Raw genomic sequence first — 23,193 nt, forward strand, 5'->3', positions numbered from 1 at the left:
GCTCACCAGCCGGTGAGCGGTGGAGTCGTCTGCGAGGGCGGCTCCACCCAGGGGCGCGCGGTCAGCGCCCACAGAGTGAAGGCCAGCGCCGCGGCCAGCAGGAACAGCCACAGCAGCCGCCGCGCGGCCCTGCGGCGGCGCAGCATCCGCCCGCCGCGCCGCACCGCGTCGCCGCACAGCTCCGACGGGACCGGGGGCGCCGGGCGCTCCATGATCTGCCGCGCGGCGGCCTCGCGCCCGGCCCGGTTCACGGATGGCCCACGCGGGCTGCCGCCGTCCTCATGACGCCGCCGCCCCGGCCGCCGTCCTGGGCCGCTCCCCGGGCGGGTGCAGCAGGGTGGCCGTCGCCCGGTCGCAGACCGTGCGGACGCGCTCCAGGGGGAGTCCGAGCAGCGCCGCCGTCTGCTGTTCGGCGACGCCCTCGTAGAGCCTCAGCACCAGGACCAGGCGCTCCTGCGGGGTGAGCAGGGCCAGTGGACCGGCCGGGCGGGTGCGGAAGGGGACCACCCCGCCGTACTGGTGCCAGGCACCGCGCGCGAAGCGGTCGGCCAGGTACCGGCGGGCCCGGTCGTAGGGGTCCTCGCCGCGCGCGCGGTCCCAGTACGCGTACGTGTGCGCGAGGGCGAGCGTCAGCAGCCGACGCGCGCGCGGGTTGCCGTCCGGGGGCTCGGCGGTGAGCAGTGTCGCCGTCTGCAGCAGCCGTCCGGCGGCCCCCGCCACGAACGCCTCGAACTCCCGGGTCCTGCGGGCGTCCAGGACCGCCTGCCGTGCCCGCACCGCGCCTCCCTCCCGACGCGCCCGGCGGCCCCCACGGCGGTCTCCGGGTCCTAGGAGGACGTCGGACGCCGGTCCGCGGGCGACGACAGGCGCAGGTCTTCATATGAGGACAGCGGCGGCCCCCGGTCAAGAGCCGGGCGCGCGGGGAGGCGGTCCTACGAGGCGGACGGCGTCTCGTCCGGCCCCGGGGCGCCCTGGGCCGACATCCGCGCGGAGAGTCCGGTGTTGAAGCGGGTCAGCAGCGCGCAGAACACCTCCCGTTCCTCCGGTGCCCAGCCCTGGGTCAGCTCCGCCATCAACTGGCGCCTGGAGGACCGCACTTCGTCCAGGCGGGCCAGCCCGCGCGGGGAGAGCTGGAGCACCACCGCGCGGCCGTCCTCGGGGTGCGAGGTCCGCTTGACGAGGCCGGTGTCCACCAGCGGCGCCACCTGCCGGGTGACCGTGGAGGAGTCGATGCCCATGCTCGCCGCGAGCGCCTTGACGCCCATCGGGCCCTCCTTGTCGAGCCGGTTGAGCAGCAGGTACGCGGCGCGGTCCATGGAGTTGCGCACCTGGCCGACCCCGCCGAGCCGGGTCTGTTCGGCACGGCGCGCGAAGACCGCCACCTCGTGCTGCAACGTGTCGAGGAGAGCGGTGTCACCGAGGGTCGTCATGTCCATCGACATTTCAGGCGTTGTGGGCATGGCCGGAAGCTCGCTTCATGAAGGGGCTGCTGGGATGGGGGACAGGGTACGCGGCCGGGGCGCGGGCCGTACCGGCGCTGCGCAAACCAGTCTCGGGGACTGGTCACCCGGGCGCCGTCCGCGGCCCGGCTGCGATGCTGGACCCATGAGCTACAGCACGGCCGACCCCCTGCGCTCCGTGACCCTGGACGACGTGCGGGGCGCGCGGAAGATGCTCGCGGGCGTGGCGCGGGTGACGGCGATGGAGGGCAGCAGGCACCTGTCCCAGCTGGTCGGGGCGCCGGTCCACCTCAAATGCGAGAACCTCCAGCGGACCGGCTCCTTCAAGCTGCGCGGCGCCTACGTGCGGATCGCCGGGCTGCTGCCCGAGGAGCGGGCCGCCGGGGTGGTCGCGGCGAGCGCGGGCAACCACGCGCAGGGCGTCGCCCTCGCCTCCGCGCTGCTGGGCGTCCGGGCGACCGTGTTCATGCCCATCGGGGCGCCCCTCCCCAAGATCAGCGCCACCCGCGACTACGGCGCCGAGGTGCGCCTGCACGGCCAGGTCGTCGACGAGACGCTGGCCGCGGCCCAGGAGTACGCGGCGGCGACGGGCGCGGTGTTCATCCACCCCTTCGACCACCCGGACGTCATCGCCGGTCAGGGCACGGTCGGCCTGGAGATCCTGGACCAGTGCCCGGAGCTGCGCACCCTCGTGGTCGGTGTCGGCGGCGGCGGGCTCGCCGCCGGTATCGCGGTCGCCGTCAAGGAGCTGCGGCCCGACGTGCGGATCGTGGGCGTCCAGGCGGAGGGCGCGGCCGCGTACCCGCCTTCACTGTCGGCGGGCCGCCCGGTGTCGATCGCGGCCCCGGCGACGATGGCCGACGGCATCAAGGTGGGCCGGCCGGGCGAGGTGCCGTTCCGGATCGTCGCCGACCTGGTGGACGAGGTCCGCACGGTCGGCGAGGACGAGCTGTCCGCCGCGCTGCTGCTCTGCCTGGAGCGGGCCAAGCTGGTGGTGGAACCGGCCGGGGCGAGCCCGGTGGCGGCGCTGCTCGCCCGGCCCCGGGAGTTCGAGGGGCCGGTGGTCGCCGTGCTGTCAGGCGGCAACGTCGACCCGCTGCTGATGCAGCGCATCCTGCGCCACGGCATGGTCGCGCAGGGCCGCTACCTGGCCGTCCGGCTGCGCCTGACCGACCGTCCCGGGGCGCTGGCCTCGCTCCTCGGGGCGCTGTCGGCGGCCGACGCCAACGTCGTCGACGTGAGCCATGTGCGGACCGACTCGCGGCTCGGGCTCACCGAGGCGGAGGTGGAGCTGCACCTGGAGACGAAGGGCCCCGAGCACTGCGCCGAGGTGGGCCGCGCCTTGGGCGAGGCGGGTTACACGGTCATCGACTGAGGCCGCGCGGCGGCCGTCGCCACTAGGTGTCGGCGGGGGCGTCGGCAGGGCGGGAGCGGGGGCGGGGAGGGTGGCCGACCGGCTCCCCGCGGCCTCGTCACTCGTTCGGGAAAATCCGTTGAGGGACGCGATACATCGCGTTATGGTGTGTCGCGTGTCACTCGCGTGCCGTCCGCTCGTATGTCACCCGTGTGCGGACCGATCGGGGTGAGCCCATGCTTTCCCCAGTATCCCCGACGAAACCGACCACCCGACGACGTGGAGACAGATATGCCGGGCGCCATCTATGCCGAGGCTCTGGTCAAGACCTTCGGCGACGTAAGGGCTCTGGACGGCGTCGACCTCGATGTCCCCGAAGGCACGGTCCTCGGTCTGCTCGGGCCCAACGGCGCGGGCAAGACGACCGCCGTCCGCTGCCTGACGACCCTGCTGCGGCCGGACAGTGGCCGGGCCCTCGTCGCCGGTCTCGACGTCCTGCGCCACCCGAACGAGGTGCGCCGCTCGATCGGCCTCTCCGGCCAGTTCGCCGCCGTCGACGAGTACCTCACCGGCCGCGAGAACCTCCAGATGGTCGGCCAGCTCTACCAGATGCGGTCCAGGGCGGCGAAGGCGCGCGCCGTCGAACTCCTCGACCAGTTCAGCCTCACCGACGCCGCCGACCGCCCCGCCAAGACCTACTCCGGCGGGATGCGCCGCCGTCTCGACCTCGCGGCGGCCCTCGTCGTCTCCCCGCCCGTCATGTTCATGGACGAACCCACCACCGGGCTCGACCCGCGCAACCGGCAACTGCTGTGGGAGGTCATCAAGGGCCTCGTCTCCGGCGGCACCACCCTGCTGCTGACCACGCAGTACCTGGAGGAGGCCGACCAGCTCGCCCACGACATCGCGGTCGTCGACCACGGCCGGGTCATCGCCCGCGGCACATCGGACGACCTCAAGGCCCGCACCGGCGGCGAGCGCGTCGAGGTCGTGGTGCACGCCCGCGAACACCTGACGGCCGCCGCCGAGATCCTCGGCGGCTACGGCAAGGGCGCCGTCTCCGTCGAGCGGCACACCCGCAGGCTGACCGTGCCCGTCACCGGGGGCCCGAAGCTCCTCGCCGAGGTCATCCGCGACCTGGACGGACGCGGCATCGAGATGGACGACGTCGGGCTGCGCCGCCCGACCCTCGACGACGTCTTCCTCTCCCTCACCGGTCACGCCACCGAGGACGCGGACACCGCGACCGACCCGGCGGACGGGACCGGTGAGGACCCCAAGGCCCGCAGACGCGGCCGCGGCAAGGACCGCGGCCGGCAGAAGGAGGCAGACCAGTGAGCGCCGTCACCGACCCCGCACCCACCCCCGCGCCCCCGCCCACCGGCACCGTCGGCGCGCTCGGCCAGTCGGTCCGCGACTCGCTGGTCGTCGCCCGGCGCAACCTGATCCGCATGTCCAGGATCCCCGAGATGCTGCTCTTCGCGGTCATCCAGCCGGTGATGTTCGTGGTCCTGTTCACGTACGTCTTCGGCGGCTCGATCCAGGTCGGCGGCTCCACCAGCCCGGACGTCTACAAGAACTTCCTGATGGCCGGGATCTTCGCCCAGACCGTCACCTTCGCCACCGCGGGCGCGGGCGCCGGCATCGCCGACGACATGCACAAGGGCCTCATCGACCGGTTCCGCTCGCTGCCGATGGCGCGCGGCGCCGTCCTCACCGGGCGCACGGTCGCCGACCTCGTCCAGACCTCCATCACGCTGGCCGTCCTCGCGGTCGTCGCGCTGATCGTGGGCTGGCGCCCCGGCTACGCGGAGCCGACCGGCATCGGGAAGGTCCTCGGCGGCTTCGGCCTGCTGCTCCTGCTGGGGTACGCCTTCACCTGGATCGGCGCGCTGATCGGCCTCTCGGTGCGCACCCCGGAGGCGGCGACCTCCGGCGGCCTGGTCTGGCTCTTCCCGGTGACGTTCATCTCCAACGCCTTCGTGGACTCCAGCCGGATGACGCCCTGGCTGCGGCACATCGCCGACTGGAACCCGTTCAGCGCGACGGTGCAGGCGTGCCGCACCCTCTTCGGCGATCCCGGGGTCTCCGCCTCGACGGCCTGGCCGATGCAGCACCCGGTGTGGGCGTCGCTGATCTACTCGGTCCTGATCGTGGCCGTCTTCCGGACGCTGGCGGTCCGCAAGTACCGCTCCGCCACCGCCTGATCCCGCGCCGCCCTCCCGTCGGCATGACGAGACCCCCGGCGTCCGGGACACCGGGGGTCTCGTCAGAGGCGTGCTGGGCGGCGGCCCCCGGAGGGCCGGGCGCGGTCAGCCGTTGTACGGCTCGGCCTTGATGATCTTCACGGAGGCCTTCTTGCCGTTCGGCAGCTCGTACTCCGCGTCCTCGCCGACCTTGTGGCCGATCACGCCGGAGCCGAGCGGGGACTGCGGCGAGTAGGTCTCGATGTCGGAGCTGGCGTACTCGCGGGAGGCGAGAAGGAAGGAGAGGGTGTCGTCCTCGTCGCCGTCGAAGGCGATCGTGACGACCATGCCCGGCGCGACGGCGCCGTCGGCGGAGGCCGGGGCCTCACCGACCTTGGCGTTCTCCAGGAGCTGGGTCAGCTGGCGCACCCGGAGCTCCTGCTTGCCCTGCTCCTCCTTCGCCGCGTGGTACCCGCCGTTCTCGCGCAGGTCCCCTTCCTCGCGCGCGGCTGCGATCTTCCCGGCGATCTCCGTGCGCGCGGGACCAGACAGGTACTCCAGCTCTGCCTTGAGCTGGTTGTACGCCTCCTGGGTCAGCCAGGTGACGTTGTCGCTGGTCTGGGTCACAGGTGCTCCTCGTAGGTACTGGGAATACAAAGCATCGCCCTACCCAGAAGGATGTTCCTTCATGGAAGGGCGAAACCACGAGCCTAACAATTCACCGGCCGAAGGGGGAGGACATAAGCCGTCAGAAACCCGTCAGCGCAGGTCAGCGGTGATGTATTGGAGCGGGGGCGGGCCGCGTCAGTCGGCGTGGCAGCCGAGCAGCTCCGCCGTCGTCCCCGGGGAGGTGGTGCGCAGGGTGACCACCTCGTCGATGCGGGTCGCGTCCCCGCCGAAGCGGAAGTCGGCCCGGCCCACCTCGGCGCCGTCCCGCGACTGGGAGCGGACGGTGCAGTAGCCGCTCGCACCGGCGTCCTTGCGGACCTCCAGATGCACCTTCACCGCGTGCTCGCCCACGTCGAAGGTGATCACCTCGCCGCTGATCTTGTTCTGCGCGACGTAGTGGTAGGCGAAGTAGCCGATCAGCGCCACCAGCAGCGCCCCGAGCACGGCACCGACGACCTTGAGCGTGCGGTCGGCCCGCTCGTCCGAGGAACGGCCGTAGCGGCCGTCGGGCCGACGCGTGCTCACGGCGCTCATGATCGGTCCTCTCGCGCGGTGCGGGACCGCGGTCCCGAAAGGGGCCCCAGGTGCGGACCCCGGAATTATTCGCCCTCCGATTCGGTCACTATAGAAGCCGCCGATCGCACCCCCGCCCGCGGGGGCGCCGACTGACTGAGGAATGAGTCTTGACTGACCAGCTGCGACTGATGGCCGTGCACGCCCACCCCGACGACGAGTCGAGCAAGGGCGCGGCGACCATGGCGAAGTACGTGTCCGAGGGGGTGGACGTGCTGGTCGTGACCTGCACGGGCGGGGAGCGCGGCTCCATCCTCAACCCGAAGCTCCAGGGCGACGCGTACATCGAGGAGCACATCCACGAGGTCCGCAAGAAGGAGATGGACGAGGCCCGCGCGATCCTCGGGATCAAGCAGGAGTGGCTGGGCTTCGTCGACTCCGGGCTCCCCGAGGGCGACCCGCTGCCCCCGCTCCCCGACGGCTGCTTCGCCCTGGAGGACGTCGACAAGGCGGCCGGCGAGCTGGTGAAGCAGATCCGCTCGTTCCGCCCGCAGGTGATCACCACCTACGACGAGAACGGCGGCTACCCGCACCCCGACCACATCATGACCCACAAGATCACGATGGTCGCCTTCGACGGTGCCACCGACACCGAGAAGTACCCGGAGGCGGAGTTCGGCCCGGCGTTCCAGCCGCGGAAGCTCTACTACAACCAGGGCTTCAACCGCCCCCGCACCGAGGCCCTGCACCACGCGATGCTGGACCGCGGCCTGGAGTCGCCGTACGGGGACTGGCTCAAGCGGTGGGCCGAGTTCGCGCGGGTCGAGCGCACCCTGACCACGCACGTCCCGTGCGCGGACTTCTACGAGGTCCGCGACAAGGCGCTGCTCGCCCACGCCACCCAGATCGACCCCGACGGCGGCTGGTTCCGGGTCCCGCTCGACCTCCAGAAGGCGGTCTGGCCGACCGAGGAGTACGAGCTGGCGAAGTCCCTCGTGGACACCTCCCTCCCCGAGGACGACCTCTTCGCGGGCATCCGCGACAATGCATGACATGAGTGCAAGCGTGAGCGTGGCAATGGCGCACCTCGTCCCCCTCGCCCAGGAGGTGGACGAGAACAAGGTCACCCCCGGCGTCCTCGGCTTCGTCGTCTTCGCGGCGATGGCCGTGGCCGTCTGGGGGCTGATGAAGTCGATGAGCCGGCACATGAACCGGGTCGACTTCAAGGAACCCGGGGCCGAGCGGGAGCCGCAGGCCGCCGAGCGGACCGAAGCCGACCGGAGCACGGCCGGGAACCGCGAACCACGGAGCTGACGCCCGCGCGCGCGGGTCCGGACGGCGGCCGGCGAGCCCGCACCCCGCCCACCCCTGTCCGGACGACGGCCCCATCGGGGCGGACGCGACCGGTCCCGGGGCGGACGGCCCCGGCAGGGGCGGGACGTCCCGCCCCCGGGCCTCACCGCGCCGCGTCGGCGACGGGCACCCCCATCACCTCGCGCGCGTGGCGGCTCGGGACCATGCCCAGGCGCCACGCCTGCCAGCCCGCGTCCAGGTCCACGCCGCGCTCCAGCAGGAGCCGGTAGGCCGCCGCGTACTCGGTCAGCTTCTCGTCCCGCAGCGGATGGGACGTACGGGACAGCTGGGCCAGCTCCTCCTGGGCGACCGCCGTCCCCACCTCCGTGCCGCCGGGCGCCGCGTACGGCAGCAGCGTGCAGCGCAGGAAACGCGCCCAGTCCTCACCGCGCCGGTCACCGTACGACGCGAACAGCGTCGCCGCCTCGTCGCACAGCGCGAGCGCCTGCTGCGCGCGCCCGTTGCCCGCGTCCACCACCACCAGTTCCAGACACGTCCACGCCTCGCCGTGGGCGACGCCGATGCGCTGGAAGTCGGCGCGCGCGTCGACCAGGAGCTGGCGGGCGAACCCGGAGTTGCGCAGCGAGCCGGTCTGGGCCGCCCGCTGGTCGCGGGTCACCCGGGCCGAGTGGTGCCGGGCGCAGGCCAGCCCGTACACGTCCCGCATCCGGGAGAACATCGTGCGGGAGCGCTCCAGCTCCCGCACCGCCCGGTCCAGGTCGCCGGTCTCCTCCAGGGCCTGGCCCAGGTAGTACACCGTCCACGCCTCACCGCGCGCGTCCTCGTTCTCCCGGTGCCGCGCGGCGGCCTGGCGCAGCTCGTCCACGGCGGGCGAGGCGTCCCCGTCCAGGAGCCGGGCGCGGGCGAGCTGGGTCAGCGCCCACGCCTCGCCGCGCGCGTCCCGGGTGCGGCCGTACCGTTCGAGGGCCGCGCGCAGCTCTTGGTCCGCGCGCGGCACGTCCCCCATCCGCAGGGCGAGCTGCCCCAACTGGAAGTGCGCCCACGCCTCCCCGTGCACGGACTCGCCCGCGCGGTGCAGGACCAGCGAGTCGGTGAGCAGCGTCAGCGCCTCCGCGAGATGCGACCGGTCGCGCTCCACCGCCGCGAGGGCGTGCATCGTCCAGGCCCGGTCCGTCGCCAGCTCCGGCGGCGCCTGGAGGTCGAGGGCCTCCCGCAGCTTCGCCGCCGCCTCGGTGAGACTGCCCTGGTGGTGCAGCGTGATCCCGAGGGAGCACAGGGCGCGCGCCACCCCCGCGTCGTGATGGGCGTCCCGGTACAGGTCGACGACGGACGTCAGGGTCGCCCGCGCCTTGTCCAGCTCGCCCAGTTGACGGGCCGCGATGCCGGTGCGCCACTGCACCGAGCGGACCAGCAGCCCCTGGTCGACGGCCTGCGCCAACTCGCTGATCTCGCCCAGGCGGTAGAGGTCGCCGCGCAGCAGGCAGTAGTCGCACAGGGCGCCCAGCAGGTTCAGCACGGACGCCTGGTTGACGCCCTCGGCGTGCCGCAGGGTGGAGGTGATGAAGCTGGACTCGTCGTCCAGCCAGCGCAGCGCCTCGTCCAGGGAGGTGAAGCCGTGCGGGCTGAACCGGTCGGAGCGGGTCGACATGTTGCCGTCGACCAGCCGCAGCACCGAGTCCGCCAGCTCGGCGTAGTTCACGATCAGCCGCTCCTGCGCCGCCGTCCGCTCCGTCTGCTCCTCCTCGTCGAGGAGCCGGGCGTGCGCGAACGCCCTTACCAGGTCGTGGAGTCGGTAGCGGCTGCCGCGCACATGGTCGATGAGCCCGGCCCGGGAGAGCGCGGCCAGATGGCGTCTGGCCTCCGTCTCGTCGGTGGACAGCAGCGCGGCGGCCGCCGCGGCGCCCAGCGACGCCCGCCCGGCCAGCGCGAGACGGCGCAGCAGCCGCCTGGCCGGGTCGGACTGGTCGGTGTAGCGCAGCCACAGCGCCCGCTCCACCGGCTCCACCGGCCCGTACACCCCGAGATCCGTGGCGAGCCGGCGCGGTGAGCGGGGGCCGAGCGCCGAGCCCGCGACGCTCAGCGCCAGCGGCAGCCCGCCGCACAACTCCCTGATCCGCTCGGCGGATTCGGCGTCGTAGGGTCCGGTGCTGTCCTGCGCGGCCGCCTCCAGCAGCTCCTCGGAGCCCGCCGCGTCCAGCGCCGTCACCGGCAACTGGTGGACGTCGCCCGGGAGATCGGCCGGGTCGAGCGGTCGCGCGGCGGTGACGAGGACCAGGCTGTCGGACCGCTCCGGGATCAGCGCGCGCACCTGCGCCGGATCCGACGCGTCGTCCAGGACGACGGTGACGGCGACCCGGGTCAGATGCTGCTGGTACAGCTCGCTCAACCGCTTGACCTGCTGGTCGGGGGAGGAGCGCTCACGGAACAGGAGCTGCTCGCGGGGTGCGCCGAGGCGGTTCAGCAGGTGCAGCAGGGCGTCCCGGGTGGGCAGCGGCGGCTCCTCGGGGCTGCCGCCGCGCAGGTCGACGACGCAGGCGCCCCGGAAGTGGTCCCGCAGCTCGTGCGCGGCCCGTACGGCGAGGGTGGTGCGGCCGCTGCCGGGCGCTCCGTGCAGCACGACGACCGTCGGACGGGTGGTGGTGCTGGCCCGCGACGCCTGCACCCACTGCCTGATGCGGCCCATCTCGACCCGCCGTCCCGCGAACACGCCCTCGATGTCCGGCAGTTGCGCGAACGACTGGGCCAGCACGCTGCGTCCGCGGGCCGCGCCGCTCTTGTCCGCGCCGCGCAGTTGCGGCCCGGTCTTCTTCGGGCCCGTGGACGCGGCCAGCACCCGCTGCTGGTCGAGGAAGGGGCGGATGCCGCGCACCTCCAGGGCGGTCAGCCACTGGAGCCGCAACTGCTCGGGCCCGCCCGGCTGGCTCGCGGCTCCGGCGCGGTGGTGGGCGGCCGGCAGATGGGAACCGGCCACCTTGACCACCGTCGCCGCGGCGCCCACCACCCCGACGGTCAGGCCCACGCCCAGCGCGGTCTGGGTGTCGGTGCCGACCACCAGGTCGGAGACGGCGGCCGCGACCGCGGCGACGGCCGCCACCAGCAGCGGGGTCCCGGCGCCCTCGCGCGCGTACCGCTGCGCGAAGCTGAGGCGCCCGGCCTCCGCCTCGTCCAGCGCGTGCGTGTACGCACCGTACTCCTCGGCGGCCGACTCCGCCATGGTGTCCAGCGCGCCCCGGGCCCTGGAGAGCAGCACGTTCCCGTCGCTGCGTCCGCCCGACCGCCGCACCTCTTCCTCCACGGCTCGGGCCAGCACCCGCTCGGCGTCCGTGCGATGACCGTCGCGCATGTCCCGTCCCCCTCCGGCGTCAACTCCTGTGCCTACGAGTGTCCTTCGGGCGGCGCGGGAGCGCGAGGGGGCGGAGATCGCGGGATTGGGCGACGGCCGGGCCGCGGGACACCAACTCGGCCCTCTTGCAGCCCTGTTGGCGCTCGTCGGTCCGGCCGTCCCGGAGCCCTTCCGGTGTCGCCGTCCGTCAGCGGTCGTCGGGGGTGCCGGTGCGCAGGATCTCCGGGAGGGACTCCGCCCGCCAGCGGCGCAGGAGTTCGTGGAAGGCGACCGCGCCGTGCGGGTAGGCGGTGGGGCCGTTGGGGCGGCCGCGGCCCTCGGCGTTGTAGTAGCCGGGGGTGCACTCGGCGTGGAACCACTCGTGGTCGGCGGCGCCGTCGGCCAGCACGGCGAGCCACGCGTCCTCGGCCTGCCGGGTCGGCTCGATCCGGGCGCCCGCCGTCTCCGCGGCGGCGATCAGGGCCGCGGCGTGGACGGCCTGCTCGTCCAGGATGTGCGTGTAGTTGACGCTGCTCGCGTTGTGCAGCGACCCCATCCGCACCAGGTTCGGGAAGCCGTTGCTGGTGAAGCCGTGCAGCGAGCGCGGACCCTGCCGGGCCCAGGCGTCGAGCAGCCGGACGCCGTCGCGGCCGTGGACGGGGAGCCTGCCCGAGAGGATGCCCGAGGTGCCGACGGAGAAGCCCGTGGCGAAGATCAGGCAGTCCAGTTCGTAGCTGGTCCCGCCGACCACCACCCCGTTCTCGGTGACGCGCTCGATGCCGTGGGTGTCCGCCGTGTCGACGAGGGTGACGTTGGCGCGGTTGAACGCCGGGTAGTACAGGTCGGAGAAGGTGGGGCGCTTGCAGGCGTACCGGTACCAGGGCTTGAGCGCCTCCGCGGTCCGCGGGTCGCCGACGATCTCCTCGACGCGGGCCCGCAGTTCGTCCATCTTGACGGCGTCGGCGGCCTCGTAGGCGTCCTCGAACCCGGTGCGGTCCAGCGGCCTGCGGAAGCTCGGCAGCAGCTTCTCCAGCAGGGCGGCCGAGGCGGTCCAGCGGTCGGCGACGAGATCCTCGTCGACCGGCTCCCCGGAGACGATGCGGAGGTAGTTCTCGCGGCGCGCGCGGGCCCAGCCGTCCCGGTCGGCGCCGACGTCCTCGGCGGTGGTGCGCCGGTTGCCGCGCACGTCCACGGTGGAGGGGGTGCGCTGGAAGACGTACACGTGCCCGGCGTCCTCGGCCAGCATCGGGATGAGCTGGACGCCCGTCGCGCCGGTGCCGACGACCCCCACCCGACGGTCGGCGAGGCCGGTCAGACCGCCGTCCGGGCCGCCCCCGGTGTAGCCGAAGTCCCAGCGCGAGGTGTGGAAGGTGTGGCCCTTGAAGTCCGCGATGCCGGGTATCCCCGGGAGCTTCGGCTCGGAGAGCGTGCCGGTGGCGGTGACCACGTAGGTGGCCCGGAACGCGTCGCCCTTGTCGGTGGCCACGAGCCAGGTGCCGGACGGCTCGTCCCAGGTCAGCGAGGTGACCTGGGTGCTGAACAGGGCGTGCTCGTAGAGGCCGAACCGCTCGGCGACGCGCACCGCGTGGCGCCGGATCTCCTCGCCGGGCGCGTACTTCCACTCCGGGACGTACCCGGTCTCGTCCAGCATCGGCAGGTAGACGTGCGACTCGATGTCGCAGTGGATGCCGGGGTAGCGGTTCCAGTACCAGGTGCCGCCGAAGTCGCCGCCCTGCTCGACGATCCGGACCCGCTCCACGCCCTCCTGGCGCAGCCGCGCCCCGGCCAGGATGCCGCCGAAGCCGCCGCCGACCACGGCGACGTCGACGGTGTCGGTGAGCGGCGCGCGCTCGGTCGCCTCGGTGTACGGGTCGGCCGCGTAGTAGCCGAACTCCGCGTCGGTGGACAGGTATTGCTTGGCGCCGTCGGGCCTGACCCGGCGCTCGCGTTCGAGGCGGTAGCGCTCCCGCAGCTCGGCGAGTCCGCGGGGGTCGGGGGCGTGCGGGGTCGTCACGTGGGGGGCCTCGATCCTGTGGGTGCGTCGACACGTGGGCCGCTCGGGCGGCCGGGTCGTCGGCTACCGTAGCAACTACCGGACAACACTGTCCGGTTGGAGTGCGGGCGTACCGCAGCATCCGGCCACCGCGTCCGCCCCACCGACGCGCAGGCCACCGGAAGGCCGCGCCCGCGGACAGGAGGAGTGATCCCCCCTATGCGACGACTTCCGATCCGAACCCTCGCCGCCCTCGCCGCGACCGGCGCGCTGACCCTCACCGGCTGCGGCACGCAGACCGCCGGCACCGGGACGGAGGGCCCCGCGGACCAGGGCAGGACCATCACGGCCAAGAAGGTGATGCGGCTGACGACGACACACCGGGAGACCGGGATGACGCTGCTGGAGGGCCCGACCTTCGGCGGCGACGGCGGCCTGTTCGTCGTCGACGTCACCGCGCCCGCGGGTGAGCCGAAGGTGCTGCGCGTCGACGTCGCCCGCAAGACCTCCCGCGCGGTCCACACCGATGCCCGAGGGGCCTACACCTCGGCCCAGTTCAGCCCGTACGACGGGCGGCTCTACCTGTCCGACTACGCGCACGGGGAGATCGTCAGCATGACCCCGGACGGCGGCGACGTCCGGACGTTCTTCTCCGGCGAGGTCGACGGCGCGCGCATGAACCCCGACGACATCGCCTTCGACCGGGACGGCAACCTGTACGTCAGCGACTCCCGCGGGCTCTCCGAGGGCGAGGCGCGCGGCCGGGTGGTGCGGATCGACCGCGCGGGGGAGCGGACCGACGTCCTCGCGGACGGGCTCGCCGCCACCAACGGCATCTCGTTCGACCGGAGTTACCAAGGTCTGTGGATCAGCGAACTCACCGAGAACCGGATCTCCCACCTCGCCCTCGACGCGGACGGCCGTGTGACGGCCCGGCACACCGCGATCCGGGTCGACGGCGGGCTCGCCCAGACCGACTCCATCGCGGTGGACGCCGACGGCAACCTCTACCAGGGGCTGCACGGCCGCGCCGCGATGATCGTCTACGACCAGTACGGCGAGCGCCTCGCCACGGTCCGGCTCCCCGCCCGCACGGAGGGACTCGAATCGGCGACGAACGTGGCGATCGCCCCCGGCACCCGGACGGCGTACATGACGGTCAGCGGCCCGGCGGGCGGCTACCTCTACACCTTCGACGCGCTGGCGGAGGGGGTTCGGCAGTCCAACGGGGGCTGAGCGGAGGGTGATCGGGGCGGGTGACGTGCGGGGGGCGGGTCAACGCGGTGACTGGTGACGGGGGTTGGTGAGCGACGGAGGTCTGCCCACCGGCGACGGGCTGCACCGCTCGGCTCCGTTCGACGGCGATGCCGGCGCCGCGTCGGCCCGCTCACCGGCGACGCCCGCGCCCCGCGGCTCAGCTCACCGGCGATGTCAGCGCCGCGCGGACCCGCTCAACGGGGTCTGCCGTGGGGCTCGTTCACTCCTCGTGGGGGCGCACCGGGTCCGCCTCGACGCCGAGCAGGTGCCAGGCGACCCGTGCGCGCCGCTCGCGCTCCTCGCGGGTGGGCCCGGTGACGGCGCCGGAGACCATGGCGACGGCGAGCATGAGGTCGCCCGTGGTGTGCAGCCGCCCGCCGTAGGGGGCGTGCCCCCGCAGGGCGCGCTCCACCCGCTCGGAGAGCGCCAGCGCGTGCGGCGCCGTACCGCGCGGGCTGATCGCGCTGTCGGCGTGCAGCAGGCCGATGAAGGCCGCCGACTCCGTCAGGTGCCAGGTCAGCACGCCGAGGACGGTGGCGGCGGTGGCGCCCTCGGCGGCGGCGGCCTGCTCGACCTGGCGGACGTTCTCCTCCAGGACCGCGGCGGCGATGGCGGCCCGGTCGGGGAAGTGCCGGTACAGGACGCCCTGCCCGACCCCCGCCCGCCGGGCGATCGCGGAGAGCGGGGCGGCCAGGCCGTGCTGGGCGTATATCTCGCGGGCGGCGCCGACCAGGGCGGCCCGGTTGCGGGCGGCGGCCCTGGGGCCCTCGTTCGCCCGGCGCACGGCGTCCGGCGCTGGGTGCTCTGTCACCCGGGAAGGGTACCGCCGGGGGCGTGGGGGCGTGGGGGCGCGGAGGACGGGTGACCGCACGACGGAACGAACGCGGCAGAGGCGAGGGCGCGGGCGGAGCGGAACCCGCAGAGCCACCGGGCGCGGGAAATCCGAGGGAGGACACCCGGATAGGGAAATTCCCTCATGCCGGACGGAATGCTCGGATTCGGAGGGCTTTCTCTCGCCATGCCGATGTCTTCCGGGCGGAGTTCTGCATACCGGGACATGGGGGCGGCCGCCTGTGAAAATCCGGTCCGGGTCCGGGCGGGTGTGATTTCCCGGCGCATTGACAGGGTCGGCCGGAAGCCGCTTCACTGCTGCATCGAGCCAGAGGCACCGCTCCTCTGCGCCGAAGAGGTGCGCCCATCCGGTAGCGAATCGAGAACGAGTTCGGAGCCCGGACCGAGTCGCCAGGACGTGTCGAACACCGTCCGAGGCGGGGACGCACCCACGATCTCTCGGAGATCCCGTATGAAGGACAACGCGATCAGCGTTCTGCACCGATGTCTGGTGCTGGCCGTCGTGCTGGCGGCCGCGTTCGTCGCCTGGCCCACACCGTCCGAGGCGGCGTCGGCCAAGACGCTGCCCCCGGCCGCGGGCAGCTTCGACTACCAGATCGGCGGCCCCTACACACCCGCCGCCGGAGTCAAGATCGTCAGCCGCGACCACACGGCGACGCCCGCGGCCGGCCTGTACAACATCTGCTACGTCAACGCCTTCCAGACCCAGCCCGGCGCGAGTTCCGAATGGGCGGCGGACCTCCTGCTGCGCGACGCGAACGGCAAGCTGGTGGAGGACAAGGAGTGGCCCGGCGAGTACATGCTCGACGTGCGCACGGACGCCAAGCGCGCGGCCATTCTCCAGAAGGTCGGGGGATGGATCGACGAATGCGCGACGAAGGGATTCGACGCCGTCGAGCCGGACAACTACGACCACTACACGCGTTCCAAGGGCCTGATCGACCCGAGCGACTCGAAGAAGTACATGAAGCTGCTCGTCGACCGGGCGCACGCGAAGAACCTGGCGATCGCCCAGAAGAACACCCTCGAACTCGCCGGTGACGCCGCCTCGCTCGGCATCGACTTCGCCGTCGTCGAGGAGTGCGGCGTGATCTGGCCGGACGCCACCGCGCCCGAATGCCCCGAGTACTACGCGGCGTTCGGCAACCGCATGATCGACATCGAGTACACCGACGCCGGCCTGAAGCGGGCCTGCACCGCGTACGCGGGTGTCTTCAGCATCGTGCAGCGCGACGTCTCCGTCACCCCCAACGGCCCCCGCAAGACCTGCTCCACCCGCTGACCCCGGACCCACCCGGTCCGCGCGCCCGGACGCCGGCACTTCCCTGCGGGGGAGGCCGGTGTCCGGGCGCACCCGGGGTTCTCACCGGCGGGGTCCGCGCGGGCCGCCCGGCGCAGCCGGCGTGCGCCGTGCGGGTTCCACGGGTGAGGTGGCCGCTGTGAGAGCCTGGATCGTATGAACCGGCTCGCTGGTGTGACCTCCCCTTACCTCCAACAGCACGCTGACAACCCCGTCGACTGGTGGCCCTGGGAGCAGGGCGCCTTCGAGGAGGCACGGCGGCGGGGGGTGCCCGTGCTGCTGTCCGTCGGGTATTCCGCGTGCCACTGGTGTCACGTCATGGCCCACGAGTCCTTCGAGGACGACGTCACCGCCGCCTACCTGAACGAGCACTTCGTCAGTGTCAAGGTGGACCGCGAGGAGCGGCCGGACGTCGACGCCGTGTACATGGAGGCCGTGCAGGCGGCCACCGGGCAGGGCGGCTGGCCCATGACCGTGTTCCTCACCCCGGACGCCGAGCCCTTCTACTTCGGCACCTACTTCCCGCCCGAGGCGCGGCCCGGCATGCCGTCCTTCCGGCAGGTGCTGGAGGGCGTGAGCACCGCGTGGAGGGACCGGCGGGACGAGGTCGCCGAGGTCGCCGGGAAGATCGTCAAGGATCTCTCCGAACGCGAGATCGCCTTCGGCACCGGCACCGCCCCCGGTGACCAGGAGACCGCGCAGGCCCTGCTGGAACTCACCCGCGCCTACGACCCGCAGCGCGGCGGATTCGGGGGCGCTCCCAAGTTCCCGCCGTCCATGGTCCTGGAGTTCCTGCTGCGCCACCACGCGCGCACCGGTGCCGAGGGCGCCCTCCAGATGGCCCAGGACACCTGCGAGCGGATGGCCAGGGGCGGGATCTACGACCAGCTCGGCGGCGGGTTCGCCCGGTACTCGGTCGACCGGGACTGGATCGTGCCGCACTTCGAGAAGATGCTCTACGACAACGCGCTGCTGTGCCGGGTGTACGCGCACCTGTGGCGGGCCACCGGCTCCGAGCAGGCCCGCCGGATCGCCCTGGAGACCGCCGACTTCATGGTCCGCGAACTGCGCACCGAACAGGGCGGGTTCGCCTCCGCGCTGGACGCCGACAGCGACGACGGCACCGGGCGCCACGTCGAGGGCGCCTACTACGCCTGGACCCCCGCGCAGTTGACCGAGACGCTCGGCGCGGACGACGCCCGGATCGCCGCCCACTACTTCGGCGTCACCGACGAGGGCACCTTCGAGCACGGTGCCTCGGTGCTGCAACTCCCGCAGCAGGAGAGCGTGTTCGACGCCGGGAAGATCGACTCGATCCGGCAGCGGCTGCTCGCCGCGCGCGCCGGGCGCCCGGCACCCGGCCGGGACGACAAGGTGGTCGCCGCCTGGAACGGCCTCGCCGTCGCCGCCCTCGCCGAGACCGGCGCCTACTTCGACCGCCCCGACCTGGTGGACGCGGCCGTCGGCGCCGCCGACCTCCTCGTCCGGCTCCACCTCGACGAGCAGGCACGCCTCGCCCGCACCAGCAAGGACGGCAAGGCCGGCGCCAACGCGGGGGTGCTGGAGGACTACGCCGACGTCGCCGAAGGCTTCCTCACGCTCGCGTCGGTCACCGGCGAGGGCGTCTGGCTGGAGTTCGCCGGGTTCCTGCTCGACCACGTCCTGGCCCGGTTCACCGACCCGGACACCGGCGCCCTCTTCGACACCGCCGCCGACGCCGAGCGGCTCATCCGCCGTCCGCAGGACCCGACCGACAACGCCACCCCGTCCGGCTGGACCGCCGCCGCGGGCGCGCTGCTCGGGTACGCGGCGCAGACCGGCTCCGCGCCGCACCGTGCCGCCGCCGAAAGGGCGCTGGGCGTGGTGCGGACGCTCGGCCCGCGGGTGCCCCGGTTCGTCGGCTGGGGTCTCGCGGTCGCCGAGGCGCTCCTCGACGGGCCGCGTGAGGTCGCCGTGGTGGCGTCGGCGGCCGACGACACCGCCTCGAAGGCCCTGCACCGCACGGCGCTGCTGGGGCTCGCGCCCGGCGCCGTGGTCGCCTACGGGACCGCCGGGAGCGACGAGTTCCCGCTGCTCGCCGACCGGCCGCTGGTCGACGGCGGCCCGGCCGCGTACGTCTGCCGCCACTTCACCTGCGACGCCCCCACCACCGACCCCGTCAAGTTGCGCACCACGCTGAGCAGTTGAGAGGGGCCCCGCCCAGCGGTGGGCCGGATCAGCGCGCGAACTGCGCCAGGGCGCGCGTCACGATCGTCTCCAACTGCTCGTGGTGGGCGCCCTTCCAGTAGGCGCGACCGCAGTCCCCGCAGCGGGCGAAGACGTCGACGGTGCGGCGGGTGCCGCCCGCGAGCTGGTCGGCGACCTCCGCCTTGGTGGCCGGGCGCAGCGGGCCGTTGCAGGCGGTGCAGCGGGTCCAGGGCGTGAGCTCCGGGCGGAACCGGTCGAGCACGTCGTCGAGTTGGGCGTCGGGAGCGGTGGAGTACACGAAGGCGCCCGCCCACAGCTCGCGCCGGTGCAGCAGGCCGCGGTCGCGGCTGAGCAGGACCCGGCGCTCTGCGGCCGAGCGGGCGGCGAGCGCCGGGTCGCCGATGTCCGTCGACTCGTAGGCGGCGTCCACCCCGAGCAGCCGCAGCCTGCGGGCGAGGGTGCCGAGATGGACGTCGAGGAGGAAGCGCAGCGGGGCGCCCGGCACCCGCTGGGGGCGTTCGACCGGCCGGACGGTGACGGACTCGCCGTCGGCCGGGACGTGTCCCGCGGCCACCTCACGGCCGTCCACGACCAGCGCGCCCACCTCCGTCAGCGGGACCCCGAGGGACTCCACGACATGGCCGAGGGTCGCCTTGCCGTCGACACGCAGGGCGGTGGGTCCGGCGCGGCGGACCCGCGGCACGAACAGGGTCAGCCCGGGGGCGACGTCCACCTGGATCTCGGGTCCGTTCACCCGGTCAGGATGGCACGGGCCGAGGTCGGCGGCTCAGGGATTTCCGGCGGCCGGGCGGGGCGCGCGGTCGTCGAGGGCGCGGTCCACGAGGTCGGCGAGGTCCCCCTGGAAGCCGTGCTCCGCCCAGTACAGCGGGACCTCCAGCAGGCCGCCGAGCAGGGACATCGTGAAGACCCTGACCTCCAGGTCGTCCGGGTCGAGCCCGGCGCGTTCGGCGGCGGCCCCGCACAGCAGGCGGCCGGTGGCGGACACCGTCTCCTGGAGCCGGGCGCGGACGGCGGGGACCTCGGCCAGCAGACGGCCGCGCAGCCGGGCCACGTCCGGGCCGTCCGCGGTGCCGAGGTCGACGGCCGCGCGCACCACGTGCCGCACCGACGTCCGCCAGGGCTCGTCGGCCGGGCGGCGCCGCAGCGCGTCGAGGAGACGCGCGGTGTCCTCGTCGGGCAGGACGATGTCCTCCTTGGCGGTGAAGTACCGCGACACCGTCGACGGGGAGACCTCGGCCCGGTCGGCGATCTGCTCGATCGTCGTGGCGTCGTAGCCCTGCCGTGCGATCAGGGTGTGGGCCGCGGCGCGGATCGCTCCCCGGGTCCTGGCCTTCTTCCGCTCCCGCAGGCCCGGCCGGGGTCGGTCGGCCGAGGGCGCGGGACGTGCGGTGGTCATGGGCTCATTGTCGGGCATCGGCCGCCCGTCCGTACCGCCCGCGGGCACGCGAAAGGCCACGGCCGGACGGCCGTGGCCCTGGGCGGACGCGGTCAGGCGTGCTGGTAGGCCACCAGCGAGATGCCGACGTAGTGGACGACGAAGGCGGCCAGCGTCAGCGAGTGGAAGACCTCGTGGAAGCCGAACCAGCGCGGTGAGGGGTTGGGCCGCTTGATGCCGTAGACGACGCCGCCCACGCTGTAGAGCAGCCCGCCCACGACCACCAGGACCAGGACGGCGATGCCGCCGGTGCGCATGAAGTCCGGCAGGAAGAAGACGGCGGCCCAGCCCATCGCGATGTAGCAGGGGGTGTAGAGCCAGCGCGGGGCGCCGACCCAGAAGACCCGGAAGACGATCCCGGCCGCCGCCGCGGCCCAGATGCCCCAGAGCAGCCACTGCCCCTTCGCGCCCGGCAGCAGCAGCATCGTCAGCGGGGTGTAGGTGCCCGCGATGATCAGGAAGATGTTGGCGTGATCCAGACGGCGCAGGACGCCGTCCATCCGCGGACTCCAGTCGCCCCGGTGGTACAGCGCGCTCACACCGAAGAGCAGGCACGCCGTGAGGACGTAGATCCCGCAGGCGATCCGCCCGCGGGAGGAGTCGGCCAGGGCGGTCAGCACCAGTCCGGCGACCAGAACGGCCGGAAACATACCCAGGTGGAGCCAGCCACGGAGCTTGGGCTTCACCGGGTGCGGCAGGGAGAGCGCGGTGGGACCGCGGCCGACGGGCGGCTGGTCCGTGGGCGCGTCAGGGGCGGACGCAGTCATGTCGGCATCGTACCTACGGAACCGTAAGTTACGGGTCAACAACGGCCGGGGCCGACGAAGAGTGGCCATCGTCTCACGGCAGTTGGCGCGGGCGGTGGGCGGTGGGCGGTGGGCGGCGGGCGGCGGGTGCCGGGTGGTCGGCGGTGAGTGGTGCCGGGTGGTGAGTGGTGCCGGGTGGTGAGTGGTGCCGGGTGGTGAGTGGTGCCGGGCGGTGCCAAGGGGGCTTCAGGTGAACGCCACGCGCACGCAAAGAAACGCCGCGAAACGTCGGCATACGTGGCGATCCTCACTCCGCTCAAGTGTGAGGCCCTCTGGACAGATGGGCGCGAGCGTCGGATGATCAAATGAGTGCGGTCGGCACCGGATGAGCGCAGGGTTCTCGTGCAAGGAACCCGGCGCGGTGGCATCCGGGTCGCAGCCCCCACGGGGCCTCCAACAAAAAATCCCTCATCTAGGAGCAATCGTGGCGCGCGACAACGCGGCTCCCTCCGCCGTTCCCACCCACCACAAGGAACTGATCTCGTGGGTCAACGAGATCGTCGAGCTGACCCAGCCGGACCGCGTGGTCTGGTGCGACGGGTCGGAGGCCGAGTACGAGCGCCTGTGCGGGGAGCTCGTCACCAAGGGCACCTTCAAACGGCTCGACCCGGTCAAGCGCCCCAACTCCTACTACGCCGCGTCCGACCCCACCGACGTCGCGCGGGTCGAGGACCGGACGTTCATCTGCTCCGCCCGGGAGGAGGACGCGGGCCCGACCAACCACTGGAAGGACCCCGCCGAGATGCGGGAGGTCTTCCAGGGCAAGGAGGGGCGCGGCGGCGTCTTCCGCGGCTCGATGCGCGGCCGGACGATGTACGTCGTCCCGTTCTGCATGGGCCCCCTCGGCTCGCCGCTCTCCGCGCTCGGCGTCGAGATCACCGACTCGGCCTACGTCGCCGTCTCCATGCGCACCATGACCCGCATGGGCCAGGCCGTCCTGGACGAGCTGGGCGACGACGGCTTCTTCGTGAAGGCCGTCCACACCCTCGGCGCCCCCCTCCAGGAGGGCGAGGCCGACGTGCCGTGGCCCTGCAACCCGACCAAGTACATCTCGCACTTCCCCGAGAGCCGCGAGATCTGGTCCTACGGCTCCGGCTACGGCGGCAACGCCCTGCTCGGCAAGAAGTGCTACGCCCTGCGCATCGCCTCCGTCATGGCCCGCGACGAGGGCTGGCTCGCCGAGCACATGCTCATCCTCAAGCTGACCCCGCCGAGCGGCGAGTCGAAGTACGTCGCCGCCGCCTTCCCGAGCGCCTGCGGCAAGACCAACCTCGCCATGCTGGAGCCCACCGTCCCCGGCTGGACCGTCGAGACGATCGGCGACGACATCGCCTGGATGCGGTTCGGCGAGGACGGCCGCCTCTACGCCATCAACCCCGAGGCGGGGTTCTTCGGCGTCGCGCCCGGCACCGGTGAGCACACCAACGCCAACGCGATGAAGACGCTCTGGGGCAACTCGGTCTTCACCAACGTCGCCCTCACCGACGACAACGACATCTGGTGGGAGGGCATGACGGAGCAGACCCCGCAGCACCTCACCGACTGGAAGGGCGCGGACTGGACGCCCGAGGCCGGTGCCCCGGCCGCCCACCCCAACGCCCGCTTCACCGTCCCCGCCGCCCAGTGCCCGATCATCGCGCCCGAGTGGGAGGACCCCCGGGGCGTGCCGATCTCCGCGATCCTCTTCGGCGGGCGCCGCGCCTCCGCCGTCCCGCTGGTCACCGAGTCCTTCGACTGGAACCACGGCGTCTTCCTCGGCGCCAACGTGGCCTCCGAGAAGACCGCGGCCGCCGAGGGCAAGGTCGGCGAGCTGCGCCGCGACCCGTTCGCCATGCTGCCGTTCTGCGGCTACAACATGGGCGACTACATGGGCCACTGGGTCGACGTCGCCAAGGGCAGGGACCAGGCGAAGCTCCCGAAGATCTACTACGTCAACTGGTTCCGCAAGAACGACGCCGGACAGTTCGTGTGGCCCGGCTTCGGCGAGAACAGCCGCGTCCTGAAGTGGATCGTGGACCGCCTCGACGGCCGCGCCGAGGGCGTCGAGACCCCGATCGGCGTGCTGCCCGCCCCGGGCGCCCTGGACACCGACGGCCTCGAACTCGCCGACGCCGACCTGGAGTTCCTGCTCACCGTGGACAAGGAGATCTGGCGCGAGGAGGCGTCCCTGATCCCCTCGCACCTCGACACCTTCGGCGAGCACACCCCGAAGGAGCTGTGGGACGAGTACCGCGCGCTGGTCCAGCGCCTGGGCTGATCCCGTCCGAGAGACTCCGCGGCCGGCCCGGATGTGCCCTGACCAGCGATCGTCACGGCCGGCCGCGGTGCACCACCCGAAGGCCCGCGCGGGCCCCAGGGTCCGCGCCCGCGTCACCCGATGACCGGCGAGGCCCCGTACAACGGCGTACGGGGCCCGGGTCCGTCGCCGGGACCGCCGTCCGCCCCGACGGCACCCCGGCGACGGACCTTCGCCCGCAGAGGACCATGACCCGGGCCGGGCCCGCGACCCGTACCCGCGGCCCGC

The 23,193-nt window shown here is 73.1% G+C and carries 20 protein-coding genes; 9 read left to right on the plus strand and 11 right to left on the minus strand.

Annotated elements, in window-relative coordinates:
- Positions 1 to 2: 2 nt before the first annotated feature.
- The 3 genes from GA0115242_RS41530 to GA0115242_RS10975 form a co-directional block, all read right to left on the minus strand.
- Positions 3 to 251 carry a hypothetical protein gene (locus GA0115242_RS41530; RefSeq protein ID WP_093827096.1) on the minus strand — a complete coding sequence of 83 codons (249 nt, stop codon included), beginning with the start codon at positions 249 to 251 and terminating at the stop codon, positions 3 to 5.
- Positions 252 to 279: 28 nt separating this feature from the next.
- On the minus strand, positions 280 to 777 hold the full coding sequence (locus GA0115242_RS41535; RefSeq protein ID WP_093827098.1) for a sigma factor-like helix-turn-helix DNA-binding protein: 498 nt from the start codon (positions 775 to 777) through the stop codon (positions 280 to 282).
- Positions 778 to 932: 155 nt separating this feature from the next.
- On the minus strand, positions 933 to 1,442 hold the full coding sequence (locus tag GA0115242_RS10975; protein ID WP_093827100.1) for a MarR family winged helix-turn-helix transcriptional regulator: 510 nt from the start codon (positions 1,440 to 1,442) through the stop codon (positions 933 to 935).
- A 163-nt stretch (positions 1,443 to 1,605) separates the two neighbouring features.
- Between GA0115242_RS10975 and ilvA the strand changes: the two genes are divergently transcribed.
- From ilvA to GA0115242_RS10990, 3 genes are all read left to right on the plus strand, one after another.
- Complete coding sequence (gene ilvA / locus GA0115242_RS10980; RefSeq protein ID WP_093827102.1) at positions 1,606 to 2,835, plus strand: threonine ammonia-lyase; 1,230 nt, start codon at positions 1,606 to 1,608, stop codon at positions 2,833 to 2,835.
- A 270-nt stretch (positions 2,836 to 3,105) separates the two neighbouring features.
- The gene (locus GA0115242_RS10985; protein ID WP_093827105.1) at positions 3,106 to 4,152 is read left to right on the plus strand and encodes an ATP-binding cassette domain-containing protein; all 1,047 of its coding nucleotides are present in this window, start codon (positions 3,106 to 3,108) and stop codon (positions 4,150 to 4,152) included.
- Positions 4,149 to 5,021: an ABC transporter permease gene (locus GA0115242_RS10990; protein WP_093827107.1), complete on the plus strand. Its 873-nt coding sequence runs from the start codon at positions 4,149 to 4,151 to the stop codon at positions 5,019 to 5,021. Before GA0115242_RS10985 ends, GA0115242_RS10990 begins: the two co-directional genes overlap by 4 nt.
- Before the next feature lie 105 nt (positions 5,022 to 5,126).
- Here the strand turns inward: GA0115242_RS10990 and greA are convergent, their stop codons facing one another.
- On the minus strand, positions 5,127 to 5,627 hold the full coding sequence (gene greA, locus GA0115242_RS10995) for a transcription elongation factor GreA (protein ID WP_093827109.1): 501 nt from the start codon (positions 5,625 to 5,627) through the stop codon (positions 5,127 to 5,129).
- A gap of 177 nt (positions 5,628 to 5,804) precedes the next feature.
- Positions 5,805 to 6,203 (minus strand): DUF4307 domain-containing protein, encoded by a 399-nt coding sequence (locus GA0115242_RS11000; protein WP_093827111.1) that lies wholly within the window; start codon positions 6,201 to 6,203, stop codon positions 5,805 to 5,807.
- Positions 6,204 to 6,373: 170 nt separating this feature from the next.
- Here GA0115242_RS11000 and mca point away from each other — a divergent pair, with 170 nt between their 5' ends.
- Together mca and GA0115242_RS11010 are read left to right on the plus strand one after the other, a co-directional pair.
- The gene (mca, locus tag GA0115242_RS11005) at positions 6,374 to 7,234 is read left to right on the plus strand and encodes a mycothiol conjugate amidase Mca (RefSeq protein ID WP_161353083.1); all 861 of its coding nucleotides are present in this window, start codon (positions 6,374 to 6,376) and stop codon (positions 7,232 to 7,234) included.
- Positions 7,227 to 7,496 (plus strand): hypothetical protein, encoded by a 270-nt coding sequence (locus tag GA0115242_RS11010; protein WP_237548981.1) that lies wholly within the window; start codon positions 7,227 to 7,229, stop codon positions 7,494 to 7,496. Before mca ends, GA0115242_RS11010 begins: the two co-directional genes overlap by 8 nt.
- Before the next feature lie 142 nt (positions 7,497 to 7,638).
- On the opposite strand, the gene GA0115242_RS11015 is transcribed toward GA0115242_RS11010, so the two are convergent.
- Together GA0115242_RS11015 and GA0115242_RS11020 are read right to left on the minus strand one after the other, a co-directional pair.
- On the minus strand, positions 7,639 to 10,839 hold the full coding sequence (locus tag GA0115242_RS11015; protein ID WP_093827117.1) for a tetratricopeptide repeat protein: 3,201 nt from the start codon (positions 10,837 to 10,839) through the stop codon (positions 7,639 to 7,641).
- Positions 10,840 to 11,026: 187 nt separating this feature from the next.
- Positions 11,027 to 12,832: a flavin-containing monooxygenase gene (locus GA0115242_RS11020; RefSeq protein WP_093827119.1), complete on the minus strand. Its 1,806-nt coding sequence runs from the start codon at positions 12,830 to 12,832 to the stop codon at positions 11,027 to 11,029.
- A 198-nt stretch (positions 12,833 to 13,030) separates the two neighbouring features.
- Here GA0115242_RS11020 and GA0115242_RS11025 point away from each other — a divergent pair, with 198 nt between their 5' ends.
- Positions 13,031 to 14,047: an SMP-30/gluconolactonase/LRE family protein gene (locus GA0115242_RS11025; RefSeq protein ID WP_093827121.1), complete on the plus strand. Its 1,017-nt coding sequence runs from the start codon at positions 13,031 to 13,033 to the stop codon at positions 14,045 to 14,047.
- A gap of 241 nt (positions 14,048 to 14,288) precedes the next feature.
- On the opposite strand, the gene GA0115242_RS11030 is transcribed toward GA0115242_RS11025, so the two are convergent.
- A complete protein-coding gene (locus GA0115242_RS11030) occupies positions 14,289 to 14,879 on the minus strand; it encodes a TetR/AcrR family transcriptional regulator (protein WP_093827123.1) in 591 nt (196 codons plus the stop codon).
- 492 nt (positions 14,880 to 15,371) lie between these two features.
- On the opposite strand from GA0115242_RS11030, the gene GA0115242_RS11035 reads away from it, so the two are divergent.
- Both GA0115242_RS11035 and GA0115242_RS11040 read left to right on the plus strand, forming a co-directional pair.
- A complete protein-coding gene (locus GA0115242_RS11035; RefSeq protein WP_093827125.1) occupies positions 15,372 to 16,202 on the plus strand; it encodes an endo alpha-1,4 polygalactosaminidase in 831 nt (276 codons plus the stop codon).
- A gap of 174 nt (positions 16,203 to 16,376) precedes the next feature.
- The gene (locus GA0115242_RS11040; protein ID WP_093827127.1) at positions 16,377 to 18,407 is read left to right on the plus strand and encodes a thioredoxin domain-containing protein; all 2,031 of its coding nucleotides are present in this window, start codon (positions 16,377 to 16,379) and stop codon (positions 18,405 to 18,407) included.
- A 28-nt stretch (positions 18,408 to 18,435) separates the two neighbouring features.
- On the opposite strand, the gene GA0115242_RS11045 is transcribed toward GA0115242_RS11040, so the two are convergent.
- From GA0115242_RS11045 to GA0115242_RS11055, 3 genes are all read right to left on the minus strand, one after another.
- A complete protein-coding gene (locus GA0115242_RS11045) occupies positions 18,436 to 19,161 on the minus strand; it encodes a Mut7-C RNAse domain-containing protein (protein WP_093827129.1) in 726 nt (241 codons plus the stop codon).
- A gap of 33 nt (positions 19,162 to 19,194) precedes the next feature.
- Positions 19,195 to 19,824 carry a TetR/AcrR family transcriptional regulator gene (locus tag GA0115242_RS11050; RefSeq protein WP_093827131.1) on the minus strand — a complete coding sequence of 210 codons (630 nt, stop codon included), beginning with the start codon at positions 19,822 to 19,824 and terminating at the stop codon, positions 19,195 to 19,197.
- A gap of 92 nt (positions 19,825 to 19,916) precedes the next feature.
- The gene (locus GA0115242_RS11055) at positions 19,917 to 20,630 is read right to left on the minus strand and encodes a PAQR family membrane homeostasis protein TrhA (RefSeq protein ID WP_093827133.1); all 714 of its coding nucleotides are present in this window, start codon (positions 20,628 to 20,630) and stop codon (positions 19,917 to 19,919) included.
- 463 nt (positions 20,631 to 21,093) lie between these two features.
- Here GA0115242_RS11055 and GA0115242_RS11060 point away from each other — a divergent pair, with 463 nt between their 5' ends.
- Positions 21,094 to 22,926: a phosphoenolpyruvate carboxykinase (GTP) gene (locus GA0115242_RS11060; protein ID WP_093827135.1), complete on the plus strand. Its 1,833-nt coding sequence runs from the start codon at positions 21,094 to 21,096 to the stop codon at positions 22,924 to 22,926.
- Positions 22,927 to 23,193: the final 267 nt, after the last annotated feature.

This window comes from Streptomyces sp. SolWspMP-5a-2, from assembly GCF_900091845.1.
GTDB lineage: Bacteria > Actinomycetota > Actinomycetes > Streptomycetales > Streptomycetaceae > Streptomyces > Streptomyces doudnae.